The following is a 21,002-nucleotide window of genomic DNA, read 5'->3' on the forward strand; positions in this document are numbered from 1 at the left end:
CGCAATTAGTGGGAATGACGCGGGACTTCAGCCCCGCGGCAACCCACCAGGAAATCGAAGTCGCAGCCCTGGTCAGCCTGCAGCACATGGTCGATATACAGCTGGCGATAGCCGCCGACGATCACCTGCTGTGGCGGCTTCAGGTCCGCCATGCGCGCGGCCAGTTCGGCGTCCGGGATGTCCAGGTGCAGACGGCCGTTGGCGCAGTCGAGCTCGATCCAGTCGCCTTCGCGCACTGTGGCCAAGGGCCCGCCGGCCGCGGCTTCCGGTGCCACGTGCAAGACCACCGTGCCATAGGCCGTGCCGCTCATGCGCGCATCGGAAATACGCACCATGTCGGTCACTCCCTGGGCCAGTAGCTTGGCTGGCAAGCCCATGTTGCCGACTTCCGCCATGCCCGGATAACCCTTGGGCCCGCAGTTCTTCATCACCAGGATCGAATGGGCATCGACGTCCAGTTCCGGGTCGTTGATCCGCGCCTTGTACATGTCGAAGTTCTCGAATACCACCGCGCGGCCACGATGCTGCATCAGCTCCGGGCTGGCCGCCGAAGGCTTGAGCACGGCACCCAGCGGTGCCAGGTTGCCGCGCAGTACGCAGATGCCGCCGTCTGCACGGATCGGGTTGGCGAGGGTGCGGATCACTTCGTCCTGGCCGTAGATCGGCGCGTCTTTGGTGTTGTCACCCAGGGACCTGCCGTTGACGGTCAGGGCGTTGGGGTGCGGGATCAGGTTGGCTTCACCGAGGCGACGCAGCACCGCCGGCAGGCCGCCGGCGTAGTAGAACTCCTCCATCAGGAAACGTCCCGACGGTTGCAGGTCGACGATGGTCGGTATACCACGCCCCATGCGGGTCCAGTCGTCCAGGTCGAGCTCGACGCCGATGCGCCCGGCAATGGCTTTCAAGTGGATCACTGCGTTGGTCGAACCACCGATGGCCGCATTCACGCGGATCGCGTTTTCAAACGCTTCCCTGGTCAGGATCTTCGACAGCTTCAAGTCCTCGCGCACCATCTCCACCGCGCGCATGCCGGACATATGCGCCAGCACATAACGGCGCGCATCCACCGCCGGAATCGCCGCGTTGTGGGGCAGGGAAGTGCCCAGTGCTTCAGCCATGCAGGCCATGGTCGACGCGGTGCCCATGGTGTTGCAGGTGCCCGCCGAGCGCGACATGCCGCCTTCGGCCGCGAGGAAGTCATCCAGGGTAATGGTGCCGGCCTTTACCTGTTCGCTGAGTTGCCACACCACCGTGCCCGAACCGATGTCCTGGCCCTTGTGCTTGCCGTTCAGCATCGGCCCGCCGGTGACCACGATGGCGGGTACGTCGCAACTGGCCGCACCCATCAGCAGCGCCGGGGTGGTCTTGTCACAGCCGGTCAGCAGCACCACGCCGTCGATGGGGTTGCCGCGAATGGCTTCCTCCACATCCATGCTCGCCAGGTTGCGGGTGAGCATGGCGGTGGGACGCAGGTTCGATTCGCCGTTGGAGAACACCGGGAACTCCACGGGAAAGCCGCCGGCCTCGATCACCCCACGTTTGACGTGCTCGGCAATCTGACGGAAATGCGCGTTGCAGGGGGTCAGTTCCGACCAGGTGTTACAGATCCCGATGATCGGCTTGCCGTGGAACTGATGGTCGGCAATGCCCTGATTTTTCATCCAACTGCGATACATGAAGCCGTTTTTATCGGCGGTACCAAACCACTGGGCAGAGCGTAGGCCGGGCTTTTTATCAGACATGACGACTTCTCTTATTGTATGACTATATGTTCTTCGTTCAGCAAACATAAGCGTAAAATCTTCTGTTTGGAAGCGTTGTTTAGTAAATAGTACTACTATATAGTCGTTTTCAGATGAGGTACGACCCTGGTGGATTTCCACGGGAGGCGTCCCCCGAGCTTCTATAAAAATAACAATCGGAGATCGATCCATGAGCCAGGAATCGCGGCTTATACGTCGTATCACGCTGAAACTGATCCCCTTCCTGATCCTGCTGTACCTGATCGCCTATGTGGATCGCTCGGCCGTGGGTTTCGCCAAGTTGCACATGGGCGCCGACGTTGGCATCGGTGACGCGGCGTATGGCCTGGGTGCTGGTCTGTTCTTTATTGGCTACTTTCTGTTTGAAATTCCGAGCAACCTGATGCTTGACCGCTTCGGCGCACGGCGCTGGTTCGCACGGATCATGCTGACCTGGGGCGCCATCACCCTCGGCACGGCGTTCGTTCAAGGGCCGTACAGTTTCCATGTGATGCGCTTTTTGCTCGGCGCGGCGGAAGCCGGGTTTTTCCCGGGGGTGCTCTACTACATCACCCAATGGTTCCCGGTACGTCATCGCGGCAAGATCCTCGGTCTGTTTATCCTGTCCCAACCCATCGCGATGATGATCACCGGCCCTGTCTCAGGCGGCCTGTTGGGGATGGACGGCTTTCTTGGCCTGCACGGCTGGCAGTGGCTGTTCATCGTCATCGGCACACCGGCGCTTCTGCTGACCTGGCCGGTGTTGCGCCATCTGCCGGACGGCCCGAAGCAGGTCAAATGGATGAGCGAGGACGAAAAAACCTGGTTGGCCGGCGAGCTGAACAAGGACTTGCAGGCCTATGGCCAGACCCGCCACGGCAACCCGCTGCACGCCCTGAAAGACCACCGCCTGTTGCTGCTGGCGTTGTTCTACCTGCCGGTGACGCTGAGCATTTACGGCCTGGGCCTGTGGCTGCCGACCTTGATCAAGCAGTTTGGCGGCAGTGACCTGACCACTGGTTTCGTTTCAGCGGTGCCCTATGTCTTCGGCATCATCGGGCTGTTGATCATTCCCCGCAGTTCCGATCGCTTGAATGATCGTTACGGTCACCTGGCGGTGCTTTACGTGTTGGGTGCGGCCGGCCTGTTCCTCAGCGCCTGGCTGAATGTGCCGGTGCTGCAACTGGCGGCGCTGTGCCTGGTGGCGTTTGCGCTGTTTTCCTGCACGGCGGTGTTCTGGACGCTACCGGGGCGGTTTTTCGCCGGTGCCAGCGCGGCGGCGGGCATTGCGTTGATCAACTCGGTGGGCAACCTGGGCGGCTATATCGGCCCATTCGTGATCGGTGCGCTCAAGGAGTACACCGGCAACCTGGCCTCCGGGTTGTATTTCCTTTCCGGGGTGATGGTGTTCGGGCTGCTGCTGACCGGCGTGGTCTACCGCGTGCTGGAGCGCAAGCATCTGCTGCCGGCCGACTCATTTGCCGCCAGCGCCCGCAGCGCCACGCGTACTTAATCGACTATCAGGAGAAGACACATGCGTTTGGTTCAGTTCGAATTGCGTAACGGTGAGCGTCGGGTAGGCGTGGTTGAAGGCAGCACATTACGTGAAGTGCAAACCGCGCACAGTGTGCGCGAGCTGGCGTTGGCCGCCATCGAGGCGGGCGTCAATTTGCAGCAGCAGGTGCAAAGCCTTGGCTTGGGTGATAGCCATGACTACGCTGAGCTGTTGGCTGACCTGAAAATCCTGCCCCCGCTGGATCACCCGGACCCGGCCCATATGTTGGTCAGTGGCACCGGACTGACTCACCTGGGCAGTGCCTCGGCGCGGGACAAGATGCATCAGCAGGCCGGTGATGACAGGGCGATGACCGACACCATGCGCATTTTCAAATGGGGCGTGGAGGGCGGTAAACCGGCGTCCGGCCAGGCGGGTGTCCAACCGGAATGGTTCTACAAGGGGGATGGCAGCATCGTGGTGCGCCCTGGTCAGCCATTCCCGGTGCCGCCGTTTGCCGAAGACGCCGGCGAGGAGCCGGAGATCGGCGGCCTGTATGTCATCGGCCATGATCGCAAGCCGTATCGCCTGGGGTTTGCGGTGGGCAACGAATTCTCCGATCACGTGATGGAACGCAAGAATTACCTGTACCTGGCCCACTCCAAGTTGCGCAGTTGCAGCTATGGTCCGGAGCTGCGGGTGGGGGAGTTGCCCCGGCACCTGGCCGGCACCAGCCGTATCCTGCGTAACGGTGAGGTGATCTGGGAAAACGAATTCCTCAGTGGCGAGGCCAACATGTGCCATAGCCTGGAAAACCTCGAATATCACCATTTCAAGTACAGCCAGTTCCTCACGCCCGGCGATGTGCATATCCACTTCTTCGGCACCGCGACCCTGTCATTCGCCGACGGTATACGTACCCAGCCAGGCGATGTGTTCGAGATCAGCCAGGCCGAGTTCGGTGCGCCGTTGATCAATGGTGTCGGCAACGCCGACGCGGTGTTCGAGCCCGGTAACGTCGTCACTCTTTAAGGAAATCACCATGACCCGGTTTTCAGGCCACAACTATATCGGCGGCCAGCGCAGCGCCAACGGCACCGTCAAGTTGCACAGCGTCGATGCCAGCAGCGGTGAGGCCTTGCCCCATGATTTCTACCAGGCAACCCCGCAAGAAGTCGATGCCGCCGCCAAGGCCGCCGCCGCGGCTTACCCGGCTTACCGCGCCTTGAGTGCGCAGCGCCGCGCGCAGTTCCTGGAGGCGGTGGCCGACGAGCTGGACGCGCTGGGGGATGATTTCGTCGAGCTGGTCTGCCGCGAAACCGCATTGCCTGCCGCCCGCATCAAAGGCGAGCGCGGCCGTACCAGCGGACAGATGCGCCTGTTTGCCACGGTGCTGCGTCGCGGCGATTTCTACGCTGCGCGCATAGACAGGGCATTGCCTGATCGCCAACCGCTGCCGCGTCCGGACCTGCGTCAATACCGCATCGGTCTGGGGCCGGTGGCGGTGTTTGGCGCCAGCAACTTCCCCCTGGCGTTTTCCACGGCGGGCGGCGACACCGCTGCGGCGCTGGCGGCGGGATGTCCGGTGGTATTCAAGGCCCATGGCGGTCATATGGCGACGGCTGAGCAGGTCGCCGATGCAATCATTCGTGCGGCACAGGCCACCGGTATGCCGGAAGGTGTGTTCAATATGATCTTCGGTGGCGGGGTCGGTGAAGCGCTGGTCAAGCACCCGGCGATCCAGGCGGTGGGCTTCACCGGTTCGCTCAAGGGCGGACGTGCCTTGTGCGACATGGCGGCGGCACGTCCACAACCGATCCCGGTGTTTGCCGAGATGTCGAGTATCAACCCGGTCATCGTCTTGCCCCAGGCACTGCATGCGCGGGCGGAAACGATCGCCCGCGACCTGACCGCCTCGGTGGTGCAAGGCTGCGGTCAGTTCTGTACCAACCCCGGCCTGGTGATCGGTATTGCCTCGCCGTCATTCACCGCGTTCACCCAGCAGGTCGCGCGGCTGATGGGCGATCAACCGGCGCAAACCATGCTCAATGCCGGCACCTTGAGCAGTTATGGCAAGGGCTTGGAAAAACTGCTGGCGCACCCGGGTATCCAACACTTGGCCGGTAGCGCTCAAGCGGGAAATCAGGCGCAGCCACAATTGTTCAAGGCCGATGCCCATTTACTGATCGACGGTGATGAGGTGCTGCAGGAAGAGGTCTTCGGCCCGACCACCGTGTTCGTCGAAGTCGCCGACCAGGTGCAACTCAGCGCCGCGCTGAGCGGCCTGCACGGCCAACTCACGGCGACGATCATTGGCGAGACGGCTGACCTTGAACAGTTCGCCGGGCTGACGCCTCTGCTGGAGCAGAAAGTCGGCCGCATCTTGCTCAACGGCTATCCGACCGGTGTCGAGGTCTGCGATTCGATGGTCCACGGCGGGCCCTATCCGGCGACGTCCGATGCTCGGGGCACCTCGGTCGGGACCCTGGCCATCGACCGTTTCCTGCGCCCGGTGTGCTTCCAGAACTACCCCGATGGCCTGCTTCCGGACGCGTTGAAAAATGCCAACCCGTTGCGCATTCAGCGGCTGGTGGACGGCATGCCGTCGCGCGACCCGTTGTAATGCCGGATAAGGTCCGGGCTTCACCGCTGTACTACGTACTCTCAAAAAAACAACAAGGAGTCATCGTATGAATAGTCGTCGTGGTATCCGTTCCCTGTGCTGCGCCGCCGTGGCGGTCTCGGCCATGAGCTTGAGCGGGCTGTTGCTGGCCGCTGAAGAAGTGAAGATCGGCTTCCTGGTCAAACAGCCCGAAGAACCCTGGTTCCAGACCGAGTGGGCGTTCGCCGAAAAAGCCGGCAAGGACCTGGGGTTCACAGTGATCAAAATCGCCGTGCCGGATGGCGAGAAAACCCTGTCGGCCATCGACAGTCTGGCCGCCAACGGCGCCAAGGGTTTCGTCATCTGCCCACCGGACGTGTCCCTCGGCCCGGCCATCGTGGCCAAGGCCAAGGCCAACGGTATGAAAGTGATCGCCGTGGATGATCGCTTCGTCGACGCCAAGGGCGGCTTCATGGAGGACGTGCCGTACCTGGGCATGGCTGCGTTCGAAGTGGGACAGAAGCAGGGTGCCGCCATGGCCGCCGAAGCGAAAAAGCGCGGCTGGGACTGGAAAGACACCTACGCGGTGATCACCACCTATAACGAACTCGACACGGGTAAAAAACGTACCGACGGCTCGATCAAATCCCTGGAAGAAGCCGGCATTCCCAAAGACCACGTCCTGACTGCGGCCCTCAAGACCCTGGACGTACCCGGCAGCATGGACGCCACCAACTCGGCCCTGGTCAAGCTGCCCCGTGGCGCGAAAAACCTGATCATCGGCGGCATGAACGACAACACCGTGCTCGGCGGCGTGCGCGCCACTGAAAGCGCCGGGTTTGCCGCGGCCAACGTGATCGGTATCGGCATCAACGGCACCGACGCCATCGGAGAATTGAAGAAAGCCAACAGCGGTTTCTACGGATCGATGCTGCCCAGCCCGCACATCGAGGGCTATAAAACCGCGCAGATGATGTACGAGTGGGTCACTGCCGGTAAGGAACCGCCGAAATACACCGCGATGGATGAAGTGACGCTGATCACCCGTGACAACTTCAAGCCGGAACTGGAAAAGATCGGCCTGTGGAAATAAGGCGGCTCGCTTTCCTTGGCGGTCCCGGTAACCGGACCGTCTGATGGCTGTGATGAGGTGGTTATGCATGCGCAACTGAATGAACAACACACTGCCGGTGCCAGCTTGTGCTTCAGCGGTATCGTCAAGACCTTTCCCGGGGTCAAGGCACTCGATGGCATCAGCTTCACCGCCCATCCGGGTCAGGTGCATGCCCTGATGGGCGAGAACGGCGCGGGCAAGTCGACGCTGCTCAAGATCCTCGGTGGCGCCTACATCCCCACCAGCGGCACCGTACAGATCGGCGAGCAAACCATGGCATTCAAATGCGCCGCCGACAGCATTGCCAGCGGTATCGCGGTGATCCACCAGGAATTGCATCTGGTGCCGGAAATGACCGTCGCGGAAAACCTGTTCCTCGGGCATTTACCTGCGCGTTTCGGCGTGGTCAACCATCGCCTGCTGCGTCAGCAGGCGCTTGCCTGCCTCAAGGGCCTGGCCGATGAGATCGACCCCGAGGAGAAGCTCGGCCGTCTGTCCCTGGGCCAGCGCCAACTGGTGGAAATCGCCAAGGCACTGTCCCGTGGCGCCCACGTGATTGCTTTCGACGAGCCCACCAGCAGTTTGTCCGCGCGGGAAATCGATCGTTTGATGGCGATCATCGGGCGCCTGCGGGACGAGGGCAAAGTGGTGCTGTACGTGTCCCATCGCATGGAAGAGGTGTTCCGCATCTGCAATGCGGTGACAGTGTTCAAGGACGGGCGCTACGTGCGCACGTTCGAGGACATGGGCACGCTGACCCACGATCAACTCGTCACGTGCATGGTCGGGCGCGATATCGAAGACATCTACGACTACCGTCCACGCGAGCACGGTGCAGTGGCCCTCAAGGTCGACGGTCTGCTCGGACCGGGCTTGCGTGAGCCGGTCAGCTTCCAGGTGCACAAAGGCGAGATTCTCGGCCTGTTCGGGCTGGTCGGCGCCGGGCGCACCGAGCTGCTGCGCTTGCTCAGCGGGTTGGAACGCAGTAGCGCCGGGCATCTGGAACTGTATGGGCAAAAGCTGCTGTTGCGCTCACCGCGCAATGCCATTGCCGGTGGCGTGCTGTTGTGCCCTGAAGATCGCAAGAAGGAGGGCATCATTGCGCTGTCGAGCGTGGCTGAAAACATCAATATCAGTGCCCGTGGCGCGCATTCGGGCTTCGGCTGGTTGTTGCGCGACAGCTGGGAGAAGAGCAACGCCGACAAGCAGATCAAGGCGCTGAAAGTCAAAACCCCCAACGCGGCGCAGAAAATCATGTACCTGTCCGGCGGCAATCAGCAGAAGGCCATTTTGGGCCGCTGGCTGTCGATGCCGATGAAAGTGCTGCTGCTCGATGAGCCGACCCGGGGCATCGATATCGGGGCCAAGGCCGAGATCTACCAGATCATCCATAACCTGGCGGCCAGCGGTATCGCGGTGATCGTGGTGTCCAGCGACCTGATGGAAGTCATGGGCATTTCCGACCGTATCCTGGTGCTGTGCGAAGGCGCGCTGCGTGGCGAGCAACGCCGCGAGCACGCCACTGAATCCAACCTGCTGCAACTGGCTTTGCCGCGCCAACGCGCCGACGGCCTGGTGAACTGAGAGGTAACTATGACCACCCAAGACAACGCGCTGCCGATGGCGCGCAAACCCCTGGACCTGCGCAGCCTGCTCGACAATTGGGCGATGTTGCTGGCGGCGGTGGGGATTTTCGTGTTCTGCGCCTTGCTGATCGACAACTTCCTCTCGCCGCTGAACATGCGCGGCTTGGGGCTGGCAATTTCCACCACCGGGATTGCCGCCTGCACCATGCTGTATTGCCTGGCGTCCGGGCATTTCGATTTGTCCGTGGGCTCGGTGATTGCCTGCGCCGGCGTGGTGGCGGCCATTGTGATGCGCGACACCGACAGCGTGCTGCTCGGCGTCGGCGCGGCACTGCTGATGGGCCTGGTCGTCGGACTGATCAATGGCATCGTGATCGCCAAGCTACGGGTCAACGCCTTGATCACCACCCTGGCGACCATGCAGATCGTGCGCGGCCTGGCTTATATTTTCGCCGAAGGCAAGGCGGTCGGTGTCTCCCAGGATCAGTTCTTTATCTTCGGCAATGGCCAACTGCTGGGCGTACCGGTACCGATCCTGATCACCCTGGCCTGCTTCCTGTTTTTCGGCTGGTTGCTCAACTACACCACCTATGGCCGCAACACCATGGCTATTGGCGGCAACCCGGAAGCCGCGTTGCTGGCCGGGGTCAACGTCGATCGCACCAAGATCATCATCTTCGCCGTGCACGGTCTGATCGGCGCCCTGGCGGGAGTGATCCTGGCCTCGCGCATGACTTCCGGCCAGCCGATGATTGGCCAGGGTTTTGAACTGACGGTGATCTCTGCCTGTGTGCTGGGCGGGGTGTCGTTGAGCGGCGGGATCGGCATGATCCGCCACGTGATTGCCGGGGTGCTGATTCTGGCGATCATCGAGAATGCGATGAACCTGAAGAACATCGACACCTTCTACCAATATGTGATCCGCGGTTCGATCCTGTTGATGGCCGTGGTGATCGACCGTATGAAACAGCGTTGATCGTTGTCTCACCACCGACATTGCAGGAGCCGTCTCGCTAAAGCTCGACGGCCCCCACAGGCTCAGGCTCTCGGGTTCAGGCTCAATTGGCGGAGAACTTCAGCACCGTCTTCTGGATATAAGTCTGACCCGGGTCCAAGCGTGTTGAAGCGAAGCCCGGCTGGTTTGGTGCATCGGGAAAGTGCTGGGTTTCCAGGGTAAACGCACCCCAATGGTTGTAGGTCTTGCCAGCCTTGCCCTTGACCGATCCATCGAGGAAATTGCTGGTGTAGAACTGCACACCGGGCTCGCTGGTGTAGAGCTGCAAACGGCGCCCGGACTCCGGGTCGCGTACGTCGGCGGCCAGTTTGCTGATGTCACCCTGGGTGTCCAGCACCCAGTTGAAGTCAAAGCCACCCTGTTTCGGTTCGGCGAATTTGAGCTGGGCGTGGTCGTCCTTGATGTGTTCGCCGATGGCGGTGGGTTTCAGGAAATCCATGGGCGTGCCAGCGACAGGGGCGAGTTCACCGGTGGGAATCAAGGTGCCGTTGACTGGCGTGTAGTGGCTGGCGTGCAGGGTGGCGAGCTGTTTGAGTACATCGCCGTTACCGGCACCGGCAAGGTTGAAGTAGCTGTGGTTGGTGAGGTTCAGCACCGTGGGCTTATCGGTGCTGGCCTTGTAGTCGATGTGCAGTTCGTTCTTGTCGTTGAGACTGTAAGTGACCTCGGTCGTCAGGTTGCCGGGAAAGCCCATTTCACCGTCCTTGGACAGGTAGACCAGGGTGACACCTACCGAATCCTTGCTTTTCACGGACTTGGCTTTCCACACGTGCTTGTCAAAGCCTTGGGCGCCGCCGTGCAGCGAGTTCGGGCCATCGTTGAGTGGCACCTGGTAACGCTTGCCGTCCAGTTCGAAGGCACCGCCCGCCAGGCGATTGCCAAAGCGGCCGATGGTGGCGCCGAAGAACGCCGTGCCGCTCTGATAACCCTGGACGTTGTCAAAGCCCAGTACCACGTCGTCGAACTTGCCGTGTTTGTCCGGCACTTTCAATGACTGCAACACGCCGCCGTAGGTGATGACCGTGGCTTGCACGCCATGGCTGTTGCGCAACACGTATTGCTCAACGGTGGTGCCGTCGTTGGTTTTGCCGAAGGGTTTATGTTCGCTGGACAGGCCATCTGCCTGGACGCAGAAGCTGGACATCACCAACGAGAGACCAATGCCGGAAAGCAGGTGTGGGGATTGCCGCATGACTGAGCTACCTTTTTTGTTTTTTGTTAAATAGTTAGACTATTGTATTTTTTAAACCGAAAATACGGTTTATTTATAGACAAATACTCAGCATTAGCAATATAAAATAAGACTAAATAAGATCGGAGTGACCGCCATATGAATACTCAACCCTCACCTGGCCGCCCAGCCTCATACCCGGATCTGCAAGATAAAACCGTGCTGATTTCCGGGGGTGCTTCGGGCATTGGTGAATCCATGGTCCGCGCTTTTGCGCGCCAGGGTGCCAAGGTCGCTTTCGTCGACCGGGCACAAGCCCAGGGCGAACGCTTGGAGGCGCTGTTGCGTGCCGAGGGTCATAACGTCGAGTTCGGCCATTGCGATATCACCGACGAGATCGCCTATGAAGCCGCCATAGGCCGTTTCGCCCAGACCTTGGGCCCCATCAATGTGCTGGTGAACAATGCCGCCAATGACGTTCGCCACACCCTGGATGAAGTCGATTCGCAAACCTTCGACAGGCTGATCTCCGTCAACCTCAAGCACGCCTTTTTTGCCGCCAAGGCCGTGGCGCCGATGATGAAGGAAGTCGGGAGCGGGGCGATTATCAACCTGGGTTCCGTGGGCTGGATGATGGCTTCCAGTGGATACCCGGTGTATGCCGCCAGCAAGGCTGCCGCCCATGGCATGACCCGAGCCCTGGCACGTGAACTGGGGCCCAGTCGTATCCGTGTGAATACCCTCGTGCCGGGCTGGGTGATGACCGAAAAACAACTGACTATGTGGGTGGATGACGCGGCCAGGGAGCTGATCGCCCGCAGCCAGTGCCTGCCGGGCAGTGTCGAGCCCGAGCATATCGCCAATATGGCGCTGTTCTTGGCATCGGATGTGTCGGTGATGTGTTCCGCGCAGAATTTTATCGTGGATGGGGGATGGGTTTAAGTCAGGGTGTCATCCGCGTTGCGCCAGGGGTTTATTTCACCCCATAGAACTTGCGTACATACCCGGTGCTTTTCCACGCGCACGGCGCGCCTTGCGGTACGAACACCGTGTCACCGGTGTTGACCGTCAGGCTCGTACCATCGGCTTCCTGCAAGGTGACACTGCCTTCAATCAGGTGCATCAGCTCATTGAGTTTGTGCGCTCGACCCTGGCGTTCGTAGGGGGTCGAGTCCCAGACGCCGACGCGCAGGTCGGTGCTGGCGTCTTCGAAGGCATTGCCTGAGCGGCACTGCGGGGTGGGCCCGATCAGTATCTGGGTTTCCGGTGCGGCCGAAGGCGAGAGCAGCGCTCGCGGATCCAGCGCTGTCAGGCCGGGTATCGGTTCGGCAGTGGCGCCGATGACGGCACAGAATGCCCAGCGGGTATCGGGTTGCGCCAGCAGCCGCAGCGTTGTACCGCGGCCGATCACGGCACTTGCGCCGATGCCCAGTTTCAGCGTCTGTCCTTGGGATTGCAGCACGATGTTGCCGGCGTGGATCACGATCATTTCAGTGTGCGGAAAAACCTCGATATCGAGTGCCTGGCCCGTGCTCACAATCCCTGCGCAGATACCGTCGGCCCCGGTATAGGCGACCTGACGATGTTCCCCGAATGGATCTGCTGCGCTCAGGGGCGTCGTGTTGAAAGGCGTGGTGACACGGCTGCCATCGGCGCGAGCCAGGAGCAGAACGGTAGGTTGAGACATGCGGTGACGCTCCCTGGAAATGGGCGGTTGAGGGGGGATAGCGGCGTTTTCTGCGGGCGCGGTGGTCAACCAATGGCTTGGGTGACGAGGGCGAACTGTCGGACGCCGTCGACCGCTTTCGGCGGAGTACCCCGTGCCATTTGTGCCACGGTGTCGACCTGCTTGAGGCCGGCCGATATCAGCCACTCGCTCAGGCCACTGTCCGCCGGAATGTCGATGCGTACGAAGGCGTCCGGCACCTGGGCCAGCAACGCGGCGATCAGGTGTTTGGCCTGTTCGGGATTTTCCGCGACCACCGGGCCGATGCAACGACCGCGGCCAAATGGACGCAGCAGGGCAAAGGCGCGCAACTGACCGTCGCGCTCGATGCCCACCGAATGTTCGACCACATCCTGCAGGTCCGTAAGCACGGTGTTGCGCTCCAGCCCGCTGGCCGCGTTGGCCAGCGCCAGCTGACGAGCCTGTTCGGCCCCGTGCAGCGGGCGACACACTTCACCCTCTGCCAACGGCTCGGGGGCGGGCCCATGGGCCTGGCCCTGATGCTGTTGAATCCGGCCGAACTCGATAAAACCCTGGCTGGTGTACAGCGGCGCACCGGCCAAGGTGGCGTTCAGCATCGGGGTGCGCGACTGGCAGGCGTCGAGGGCCTTTTCCATCAACCGGCGCCCGATGCCCTGACCCTGATAGTCGTCGCTGACGATCACCAGGCCGATGGTGGCGAACGCGCCTTGCGGGCAGGCGAAGGCCGTGCCGATCAGACGCTCGCCATCCAGCACCACGAAACCGTCGCTGACCCGCTGCAACATGGCCCAGTCGTCCAGGCGATGGGGCCATTTCAGTTGCACGGACAAGGCATGGGCCGAGGGCAGATCGGCGGCCGTCATCGGGCGATAGACATAAGCAACAGGTTGCGGGGCGGACATGGTGAGTCTCCGTTAAGCGGTGTGCACGAGCGATCGGTTTTGCGCTGCGAGGGTGCCTGTATCCCATCTGTGCGAAGGCCTGGCAAGGGGGGCTGGAACATTCGGCAGATTCCCCGCGCCCAAGGTCGACAGACCACACTTACTACTTAATTGCACCGCAAGGTCGGCAGCAAATGCTTGCGCTTTTTTTCTACGATGGAGGCCTGGGTTCACGACTCGCCGGCCCCTTTCTGGAGTGCTCCATGGATAGCTTCGATCCTCGCCTTATCGCTGTGCGCAGCGCTCATTTCATTTCTGGCCAATACCGCGATGCGCAACCGGGGCTGGAGGTTGTGCGACCGTCGGATGGTCAGGTCTATGCCCAGTTGCCGATCGCCGATGCCGACCTGGTGGATGAAGCCGTCGATGCGGCCTGGCAGGCTTTTCATGGCAGCGATTGGGCCAGTCGCCCGCCTCGGGAGCGGGCGCGGGTCATGCGTCGCTGGGCCGATCTGATCGAAGCCGATACCGCGGTCCTGGCGCCCCTGGAAGCAGTGGGGTCGACCCGTCCCCATAAAGATGTGATCGCCTGGGATATTCCCTACGTCGCCGAGGGCATTCGTTTTTTTGCCGAGTTGGCGGACAAGCACGGTGGCCAGGTTGCCGCCACCCAGACCGACCGGCTGGGCATGCAGATCGCCGAACCCTACGGGGTGATTGCCGCCATTGCACCGTGGAATTTCCCCTTGAGCATGGCCTCCTGGAAAGTCGCCCCGGCATTGGCGGCCGGTAATGCCGTGGTCCTCAAACCGTCGGAACTGACGCCGTTCTCCAGTCTGCGCTTTGCCGAGCTGGCAGTGCAGGCGGGCATGCCGGCGGGGATTTTCAATGTGATCCAGGGCGATGGCCGGATCACCGGCGACGCCTTGTGTCGTCATCCACGGGTGGGCAAGGTGACCTTTACCGGTTCCACCGCGACTGGCTCGAGCATCATGTCCACCTGCGCGCTGGTCGGTCCGAAACCGGTCACCCTGGAACTCGGTGGCAAGAGCCCGCAACTGGTCTTCGCCGATGTGCCGGATATCGCCAAGACCGCTCGCACGGTGGCCCTGGCCATTACCGGAAATGCCGGGCAGGTGTGCGTGTCCGGTTCCCGGTTGTTGATCCAGCGCTCGATCATGGAACCCTTCATTGCCCACTTGCAGGCGTATTTCGAGGAACTGCGTCCTGGTCCGACCTGGTCGCCCGAGAGCACGCTGTCGCCGATCATTTCCCGCCTGCAAGCCAGTCGCATCGATGGCATCGTCCAGCGCTCGTGTCAGGCCGGTGCGCAAGTGCTCACCGGCGGCGGGCTCTTCGAAGGCCTGGGGGGCGCTTATTACCAGCCGACCTTGCTGACCGGCCTGGATAGCCAGAACCCGGCGGTCTGCGAAGAGATCTTTGGCCCGGTGTTGACGGTGCAGGCCTTCGATGATGAAGAGCAGGCGCTGAGCCTGGCAGCACATGCTACCTACGGCCTGGCGGCGGGTGTGCACACCGCCGATCTCAATCGCGCCTTGCGCCTGGTCCGGCGCCTGGAAGCGGGGACCGTATGGGTCAACCGTTATGGACGCAGTAATGACTACATCCTGCCGACCGGCGGCTACAAACGTTCCGGTATCGGCAAGGACCTGGGGCGCGAAGCGTTCGAGGCCAATTTGCGCTTCAAGAGTGTGCTGATCGATATCGCCGGTTGATCGGCTACCCTCAAAAAACGCTCGAATGCACCCTTGAACGGGCGCTTCCTCAGGGAAGCGCCCGTTTTCGTTCGGCGCGGCGCAGGTTCTGCGGCGGTTCAGTGCGCATTGAGGCCCGGTAGGGCTATAAAGGTCCATAAGAGCGCATGAATACGGGGTTTGCCCAAGGCTGGAGCGACCCGCAAAGTCTGCTGAGGGGAGGTGCTAAAACGGTGGTTTGTATTGAGCGGAGGTCGCTTTTAACGCCATCTGCTGATTTCACGGTGTTGTAATGACGATGTGCTGCAGCGTTGCATCACGGCTCCTGAAACGGAGCGAATGCTTGTCACGCCATGACCTCAACGAACTTCAGGACCGCACTCAATGAGCTTTCTTCGTCCCAAATTCATTACGTTCGACTGCTACGGTACGCTGACCAATTTCCATATGGGAACGATGACTCGCGAGCTGTTCGCCGATCGTGTCGTGCCCGGGCAGATGGACCAATTCGTCAAGGATTTCTCCGCCTATCGCCTGGATCAGGTCATGGGTGACTGGATGCCGTATGACGAAATCCTCAAGACCGCCCTGGCGCGGACCTGCAAGCGTTGGGGCATCGAATACCGTGACGAAGGCCAGCTGTATTACGACGCCGTGCCGACCTGGGGCCCGCACCCGGACGTACCGGCCGGCCTGTCGAAAATCGCCGACAAGATCCCCCTGGTGATTTTCTCCAACGCCAGCAACAGCCAGATCATGTCCAACGTCGACAAGCTCGGCGCGCCCTTTCACAAAGTCTTTACCGCCGAACAGGCACAGGCCTACAAGCCCCGTCTGGCGGCGTTCGAGTACATGCTCGACAACCTCAACTGCGGCCCGGAGGACATCTTGCATGTGTCGTCGAGCTTCCGTTACGACCTGATGCCGGCCCATGACATGAAGATCCGGAACAAGGCCTTCGTCGCCCGTGGCCACGAAGTACCGGCCAATGCCTTCTACGGCTACCAGCAGATCAGCGACATCGGTGGGCTGGCCGCGCTGGTCGGTCTCTGAGCCGTAACGGCACTCTTCTTGGCATAGGCGGATCAGACATGGGCAGTGAATCCTACTGGCTCGACACCGCACCGGCGTTTACCGGTGCACAGCTCGGTGCATTGCCCGGGCAGGTCGACGTGGCCGTCATCGGTGGCGGTTTCACCGGCCTGGCGGCGGCTCGGGCGCTGGCCTTGAAAGGCGCCAGTGTGGTGGTGCTGGACGCCGGGCGGGTGATCGGCGAAGCCTCGGGGCGCAACGGCGGCCAGTGCAACACCGGCGTGGCCCAGGATTACGCCGGCCTGAGTGCCAGCCTCGGTGCAGAGCGGGCACGGGCCTATTACCAAGCCTACGAGAGTGCCGTGCAAAGCGTGGTTTCGCTGGTGGAGCAAGAGCAGATCGCCTGCGACCTCAAGCGTAACGGCAAGCTCAAGTTGGCCGCCAAGCCGATGCACTACGAGGGCCTGGCACGGACCTGCGAGCTGATTCGCCGGGAAGTCGATGCCGATGTCGAGTTGCTGTCTGCCGGGCAGATTCGCGCTGAAGTCGACTCGGCCCAGTTCCACGGTGGCCTGCTGCAGCGCAACGGCGTGCAGATGCATGTCGGGCGCTTTGGTGTCGGTCTGGCCGAGGCCGCCGTACGTCACGGTGCGTTGATCCATCAGGACACGCCGGTGACGGACTGGAAAGCCCTGGGCGGCGGCTATCAGGTCAATACCGCCAAGGGTTCGCTGCACGCCGGGCAAGTGCTGCTGGCGACCGGCGCCTGTCAGCACGGCGGATTGGGCTGGTATCGGCGGCGGATCGTACCGGTGGGCAGTTTCGTGATCGCCACCGAGGTCCTGCCCCGGGCCCTGATCGACCAGTTGCTGCCCGGTCGGCGAGCCTATGTCACCAGCCGCATGATCGGTAACTACTTCCGCCTGACCCCGGACAACCGCCTGCTGTTTGGCGGCCGTGCGCGGTTTGCGATGTCCGACAGCGTCTCCGACGCCAAGAGCGGCAAGGTGCTGCGGGCGGCGATGGTGCAGATGTTCCCGTCGTTGGCCAACGTGAAGATCGATTACTGCTGGGGCGGGTTGGTGGACATGACGTCCGACCGGCTGCCCCGTGCCGGCCAGCATGGCGGGGTTTATCACTCCATGGGCTACAGCGGCCATGGGGTGCAGATGTCGGTGCACATGGGCCAGGTCATGGCCGAGGTGATGGCCGGCAAGGTCGAGGCCAATCCCTGGCGCGAACTCGACTGGCCGGCGATTCCCGGGCATTTCGGCAAACCCTGGTTCCTACCGCTGGTGGGCGCTTATTACCGGCTCCAGGACTATTTGCATTGAGTTGAAGGGGTGGTGTCACCGTCGTTTGCGTTTCTAGACGCTCCGGACAACCGCGAGCATGGGCCTTCTCATTATCGACAGGTACAGCTGATATGACTGACAACAAGATCGACTCCCCACTGATCTCCGGCCAGGAAAGCCTGAGGGTATTCGAAAGCCTCAATCGCGGCATGTCACGCCGCAGTGCCCTGCAGATGCTCGGTGTCGCCGGGGTGGCCGCCGCAGGCACCGGCAGCCTGTTCAGCGCCGCCGGCAAGCTGTTTGCCGATGACGCCGCGAGCCCCGGCAAAGGCAAACCGGGTGGACGGATTCGTGTCGCCGGCATGTCCAGTTCCACCGCCGATACCCTGGACCCGGCCAAGGGCGCGCTGTCCACCGACTATGCGCGCCACTATATGTTCTATAACGGCCTGACCCGTTTCGACAGCCATCTGGTGCCGCAACTGGAGCTGGCCGAGCGCATCGACAACGTCGATGCCACGTTGTGGACCATCACCCTGCGCAAGGACGTGACTTTCCACAACGGCAAGACCCTGAGCGCCGCCGACGTAGTGTTCTCGCTGTCGCGGCACAAGGATCCGTTGACCGGCTCCAAGGTCATGCCGCTGATGGAGCAGTTCGCCGAGATCAAGGCCACCGGCGCCAATGAAGTCCAGATCCGTCTGAGCGCGCCCAACGCCGAGTTGCCGTCGATCCTGGCAGTGTCGCACCTGCTGATCGTTCCGGAGGGCACCACCGACTTCAATCAAGGCATTGGGACCGGGCCGTTCAAGGTCAAGGAGTTCAAGCCAGGTGTGCGTTCGATTGCGGCGCGCAATACCGGCTACTGGAAACCGGGCCTGCCTTACCTGGACGAGATCGAGTTCATTGCCATTGCCGACGAACCGTCGCGGGTCAACGCGCTGCTGTCGGGCGACGTGCACATGATCAACGAGGTCAATCCGCGATCGACCACGCGAATCAAGGCCAGTACCACTTACCGTGTCGTGGATGCGCCGTCGGGCAACTACACTGACTTGATTATCCGCCAGGACCAGATGCCCGGCAAAAGCGCGGAATTCACCCAGGCCATGAAGTACCTGATGGACCGCGAGCAGATCAAGTCCGCCGTGTTCCGCGGCTTTGCGGTGGTGGGTAACGATCATCCGATTGCCCCCGGTTCGCGCTACTACAACGCTGATTTGCCGCAGACCGTCTACGACCCGGAAAAAGCCAGGTTTTTATTGAAAAAGGCCGGAATGGACAGCATCAGCATGCCGCTGGTGGCCTCGCCGGCAGCGACCGGTTCGGTGGACATCGCCGTGCTGTTGCAGCAGTCGGCGAAACAGGCCGGGCTCAAGCTCGACGTCAACCGTCTGCCCAGCGACGGCTACTGGTCCAACCACTGGATGAAACACCCGTTGAGCTTCGGCAACATCAACCCGCGGCCGAACGCCGACGTGATGTTTTCGCAGTTCTTCCAGTCGAGCGCGCCGTGGAACGAATCCGGCTGGAAGAACGACCAGTTCGACCAGTTGCTGATGCTCGCCCGCGCTGAAACCGACGACGCCAAGCGCAGCAAGATGTACGCGGACATGCAGACCCTGGCCCATGACCACTGCGGTATCGGTATCCCGGTGTTCATCAGCAACATCGATGCCGTCGACCAGCGCGTCAAGGGCTATGGCAGCAACCCGTTGGGCGGTTTCATGGGCTACATGTTCGCCGAGCAGGTCTGGCTGGACGCGTGATGGGCTGCCCCGGGTTTTGCCCGCGTTGCATTGCAGGAGGAGAGGGCGATGAATAGCAACACACTGTGGCTGATCGGCCGGCGTCTGGGCGCCGCGATCGTGACCTTGTTGATCGTTTCCATAGTGGTATTCGCCATCACGGCGGTACTGCCGGGAGACGCGGCGCAACAGTCGCTGGGGCAGTTCGCTACGCCGGGACAGGTGGCGGCCCTGCGCCTGAAACTGGGGTTGGATCAGCCGGGTGTGTTGCGTTACCTGCACTGGTTGACAAGCCTGCTCGGCGGCGACCTGGGGCTGTCGGTTTCCAACGCCATGCCGGTCAGCGAGCTGATGGCCGGTCGGGTGCCCAACACCTTGATGCTGGCGGCCGCCACGGCGCTGGTGTCCGTGCCGGTGGCCCTGGTCCTGGGCATCGGTTCGGCCATGGGCCGGGGCGGGCGTATCGACAGTTGCCTGAGCTTTGTCACCCTGGCGATGGTGGCCGTGCCGGAGTTTCTGGTAGCCACCCTGGCGGTGCTGGTTTTTGCGGTGAACCTGGGCTGGCTGTCGGCGCTGTCCTATGCCAGTGACATCACCTCACCCCTGCAATTCCTGCGTACCTACGCCTTGCCGGTGATGACGCTATGCTGCGTGATCGTCGCGCAAATGGCACGCATGACCCGGGCCGCGGTGATCGATCAGCTCGACAGCCCTTATGTGGAAATGGCCCGGCTCAAAGGCGTGAGCCCTATGCGCATCGTGCTGCGGCATGCCTTGCCCAATGCCATTGGCCCGATTGCCAATGCCATTGCCCTGAGCCTCTCCTATCTGCTGGGCGGGGTGGTGATTGTCGAGACGATTTTCAACTATCCCGGCATCGCCAGCCTGATGGTCGATGCCGTGACCAACCGTGACATGGCGTTGGTCCAGGCCTGCACCATGCTGTTCTGCACGGCGTACCTGGGGTTGGTGCTGATTGCCGACCTGTGCGCGATTCTGTCCAATCCGAGGCTGAGAAACCAATGAACAATCTCATTGTGAAATCGACGCCGGCAACCCCCGATCTGTCGGCTGGCAAGGTGTCCCATGGTCCGGCCTGGCTGGGTCTGGTCGGGGCCGTGATGTGCGTGATCTGGTTGCTGGTGGCTATTTTCGGCCCCTGGCTGGCGCCACACCCGGTGGGCGAAGTGGTCTCCGATAATGTCTTTGACAGCATCAGCGTCGTTTACCCGTTTGGCACCGACTACCTGGGCCGCGACATGCTCAGCCGCATTCTGGTCGGTGCGCGCTTTACCGTCGGCCTGGCGTTGATTGCCGCGGTATTGGCCAGCGGTCTGGGCACCGGTTGCGCGTTGCTGTCGGTGGTGTCGCCCAAGTGGCTGGACGAAGTGATCAGTCGTTTGATGGATGCCTTTATCTCGATCCCGAGCAAGATGCTGGCGCTGATCATGGTCTCGGCGTTCGGCTCCTCGGTCACCTTGCTGATCTGTACCGCGGTGCTGAGTTTCTGCCCCGGTGCCTTCCGTATTGCCCGCAGCATGGCGGTGAACATCGAAGCCCTGGAGTACGTGCAGGTGGCCCGTACCCGTGGCGAGCGCCGGCTGTACATCGCTTGCGTGGAAATCCTGCCGAACATGCTCAATCCGGTGCTGACCGATTTGGGCCTGCGGTTCGGCTTTATCGTGTTGCTGCTCAGCGGCATGAGCTTCCTGGGACTGGGGGTGCAACCACCGGATGCCGACCTCGGCTCCCTGGTCCGGGAAAACATCGGCGGTCTCAACCAGGGCGCGCCGGCCATCGTGATTCCGGCCCTGGCCATCGGCACCCTGACCATTGGTGTGAATCTGTTTATCGACAGACTGTCGTCCCGACGTAGTCGGCGTGCGGGAGGCCATTGA

At 61.8% G+C, this 21,002-nt stretch carries 17 protein-coding genes; 13 read left to right on the forward strand and 4 right to left on the reverse strand.

All coding sequences use genetic code 11. The annotated features are described in order from the left end of the window. Positions 1 to 5: 5 nt before the first annotated feature. Complete coding sequence (locus CWE01_RS27525; protein ID WP_100943708.1) at positions 6 to 1,742, reverse strand: IlvD/Edd family dehydratase; 1,737 nt, start codon at positions 1,740 to 1,742, stop codon at positions 6 to 8. 190 nt (positions 1,743 to 1,932) lie between these two features. Here CWE01_RS27525 and CWE01_RS27530 point away from each other — a divergent pair, with 190 nt between their 5' ends. The 6 genes from CWE01_RS27530 (at position 1,933) to araH (ending at position 9,515) form a co-directional block, all read left to right on the forward strand. Next, positions 1,933 to 3,255 carry an MFS transporter gene (locus CWE01_RS27530; protein ID WP_100943709.1) on the forward strand — a complete coding sequence of 441 codons (1,323 nt, stop codon included), beginning with the start codon at positions 1,933 to 1,935 and terminating at the stop codon, positions 3,253 to 3,255. 21 nt (positions 3,256 to 3,276) lie between these two features. After that, a complete protein-coding gene (gene araD1 / locus CWE01_RS27535) occupies positions 3,277 to 4,269 on the forward strand; it encodes an AraD1 family protein (protein WP_100943710.1) in 993 nt (330 codons plus the stop codon). 10 nt (positions 4,270 to 4,279) lie between these two features. Further along, complete coding sequence (locus CWE01_RS27540) at positions 4,280 to 5,860, forward strand: aldehyde dehydrogenase (NADP(+)) (protein WP_100943711.1); 1,581 nt, start codon at positions 4,280 to 4,282, stop codon at positions 5,858 to 5,860. Positions 5,861 to 5,927: 67 nt separating this feature from the next. Further along, the gene (locus tag CWE01_RS27545; protein WP_100943712.1) at positions 5,928 to 6,932 is read left to right on the forward strand and encodes a substrate-binding domain-containing protein; all 1,005 of its coding nucleotides are present in this window, start codon (positions 5,928 to 5,930) and stop codon (positions 6,930 to 6,932) included. A gap of 63 nt (positions 6,933 to 6,995) precedes the next feature. Then, positions 6,996 to 8,537, forward strand: a complete 1,542-nt coding sequence (araG, locus tag CWE01_RS27550) for an L-arabinose ABC transporter ATP-binding protein AraG (protein ID WP_100943713.1) — start codon at positions 6,996 to 6,998, stop codon at positions 8,535 to 8,537. A gap of 9 nt (positions 8,538 to 8,546) precedes the next feature. Then, entirely contained in the window at positions 8,547 to 9,515 is a 969-nt protein-coding gene (gene araH, locus CWE01_RS27555) for an L-arabinose ABC transporter permease AraH (RefSeq protein ID WP_100943714.1), read from the forward strand. Positions 9,516 to 9,597: 82 nt separating this feature from the next. Here the strand turns inward: araH and CWE01_RS27560 are convergent, their stop codons facing one another. Beyond that, complete coding sequence (locus CWE01_RS27560) at positions 9,598 to 10,746, reverse strand: aldose epimerase family protein (protein WP_100943715.1); 1,149 nt, start codon at positions 10,744 to 10,746, stop codon at positions 9,598 to 9,600. Between the two features lie 138 nt (positions 10,747 to 10,884). Here CWE01_RS27560 and CWE01_RS27565 point away from each other — a divergent pair, with 138 nt between their 5' ends. Next, entirely contained in the window at positions 10,885 to 11,667 is a 783-nt protein-coding gene (locus tag CWE01_RS27565) for an SDR family NAD(P)-dependent oxidoreductase (protein WP_100943716.1), read from the forward strand. Between the two features lie 31 nt (positions 11,668 to 11,698). On the opposite strand, the gene CWE01_RS27570 is transcribed toward CWE01_RS27565, so the two are convergent. Then, entirely contained in the window at positions 11,699 to 12,412 is a 714-nt protein-coding gene (locus tag CWE01_RS27570) for a cupin domain-containing protein (RefSeq protein WP_100943717.1), read from the reverse strand. Between the two features lie 65 nt (positions 12,413 to 12,477). Continuing rightward, entirely contained in the window at positions 12,478 to 13,335 is an 858-nt protein-coding gene (locus CWE01_RS27575) for a GNAT family N-acetyltransferase (protein ID WP_100943718.1), read from the reverse strand. Between the two features lie 242 nt (positions 13,336 to 13,577). Between CWE01_RS27575 and CWE01_RS27580 the strand changes: the two genes are divergently transcribed. The 6 genes from CWE01_RS27580 to CWE01_RS27605 all read left to right on the forward strand — a co-directional run bounded on the left by CWE01_RS27580 (position 13,578) and on the right by CWE01_RS27605 (position 21,002). Then, the gene (locus CWE01_RS27580) at positions 13,578 to 15,050 is read left to right on the forward strand and encodes an aldehyde dehydrogenase (protein WP_100943719.1); all 1,473 of its coding nucleotides are present in this window, start codon (positions 13,578 to 13,580) and stop codon (positions 15,048 to 15,050) included. Positions 15,051 to 15,413: 363 nt separating this feature from the next. Further along, a complete protein-coding gene (locus CWE01_RS27585) occupies positions 15,414 to 16,082 on the forward strand; it encodes a haloacid dehalogenase type II (RefSeq protein ID WP_100943720.1) in 669 nt (222 codons plus the stop codon). A gap of 38 nt (positions 16,083 to 16,120) precedes the next feature. Further along, on the forward strand, positions 16,121 to 17,395 hold the full coding sequence (locus CWE01_RS27590) for an FAD-binding oxidoreductase (RefSeq protein WP_100943721.1): 1,275 nt from the start codon (positions 16,121 to 16,123) through the stop codon (positions 17,393 to 17,395). Positions 17,396 to 17,487: 92 nt separating this feature from the next. Then, complete coding sequence (locus CWE01_RS27595; protein WP_100943722.1) at positions 17,488 to 19,125, forward strand: ABC transporter substrate-binding protein; 1,638 nt, start codon at positions 17,488 to 17,490, stop codon at positions 19,123 to 19,125. Between the two features lie 48 nt (positions 19,126 to 19,173). After that, complete coding sequence (locus tag CWE01_RS27600; RefSeq protein WP_100943723.1) at positions 19,174 to 20,130, forward strand: ABC transporter permease; 957 nt, start codon at positions 19,174 to 19,176, stop codon at positions 20,128 to 20,130. Beyond that, positions 20,127 to 21,002 carry an ABC transporter permease gene (locus CWE01_RS27605; RefSeq protein WP_100943724.1) on the forward strand — a complete coding sequence of 292 codons (876 nt, stop codon included), beginning with the start codon at positions 20,127 to 20,129 and terminating at the stop codon, positions 21,000 to 21,002. The genes CWE01_RS27600 and CWE01_RS27605 overlap by 4 nt, the downstream gene beginning before the upstream one ends.

This window comes from Pseudomonas sp. QS1027, from assembly GCF_002814235.1.
GTDB lineage: Bacteria > Pseudomonadota > Gammaproteobacteria > Pseudomonadales > Pseudomonadaceae > Aquipseudomonas.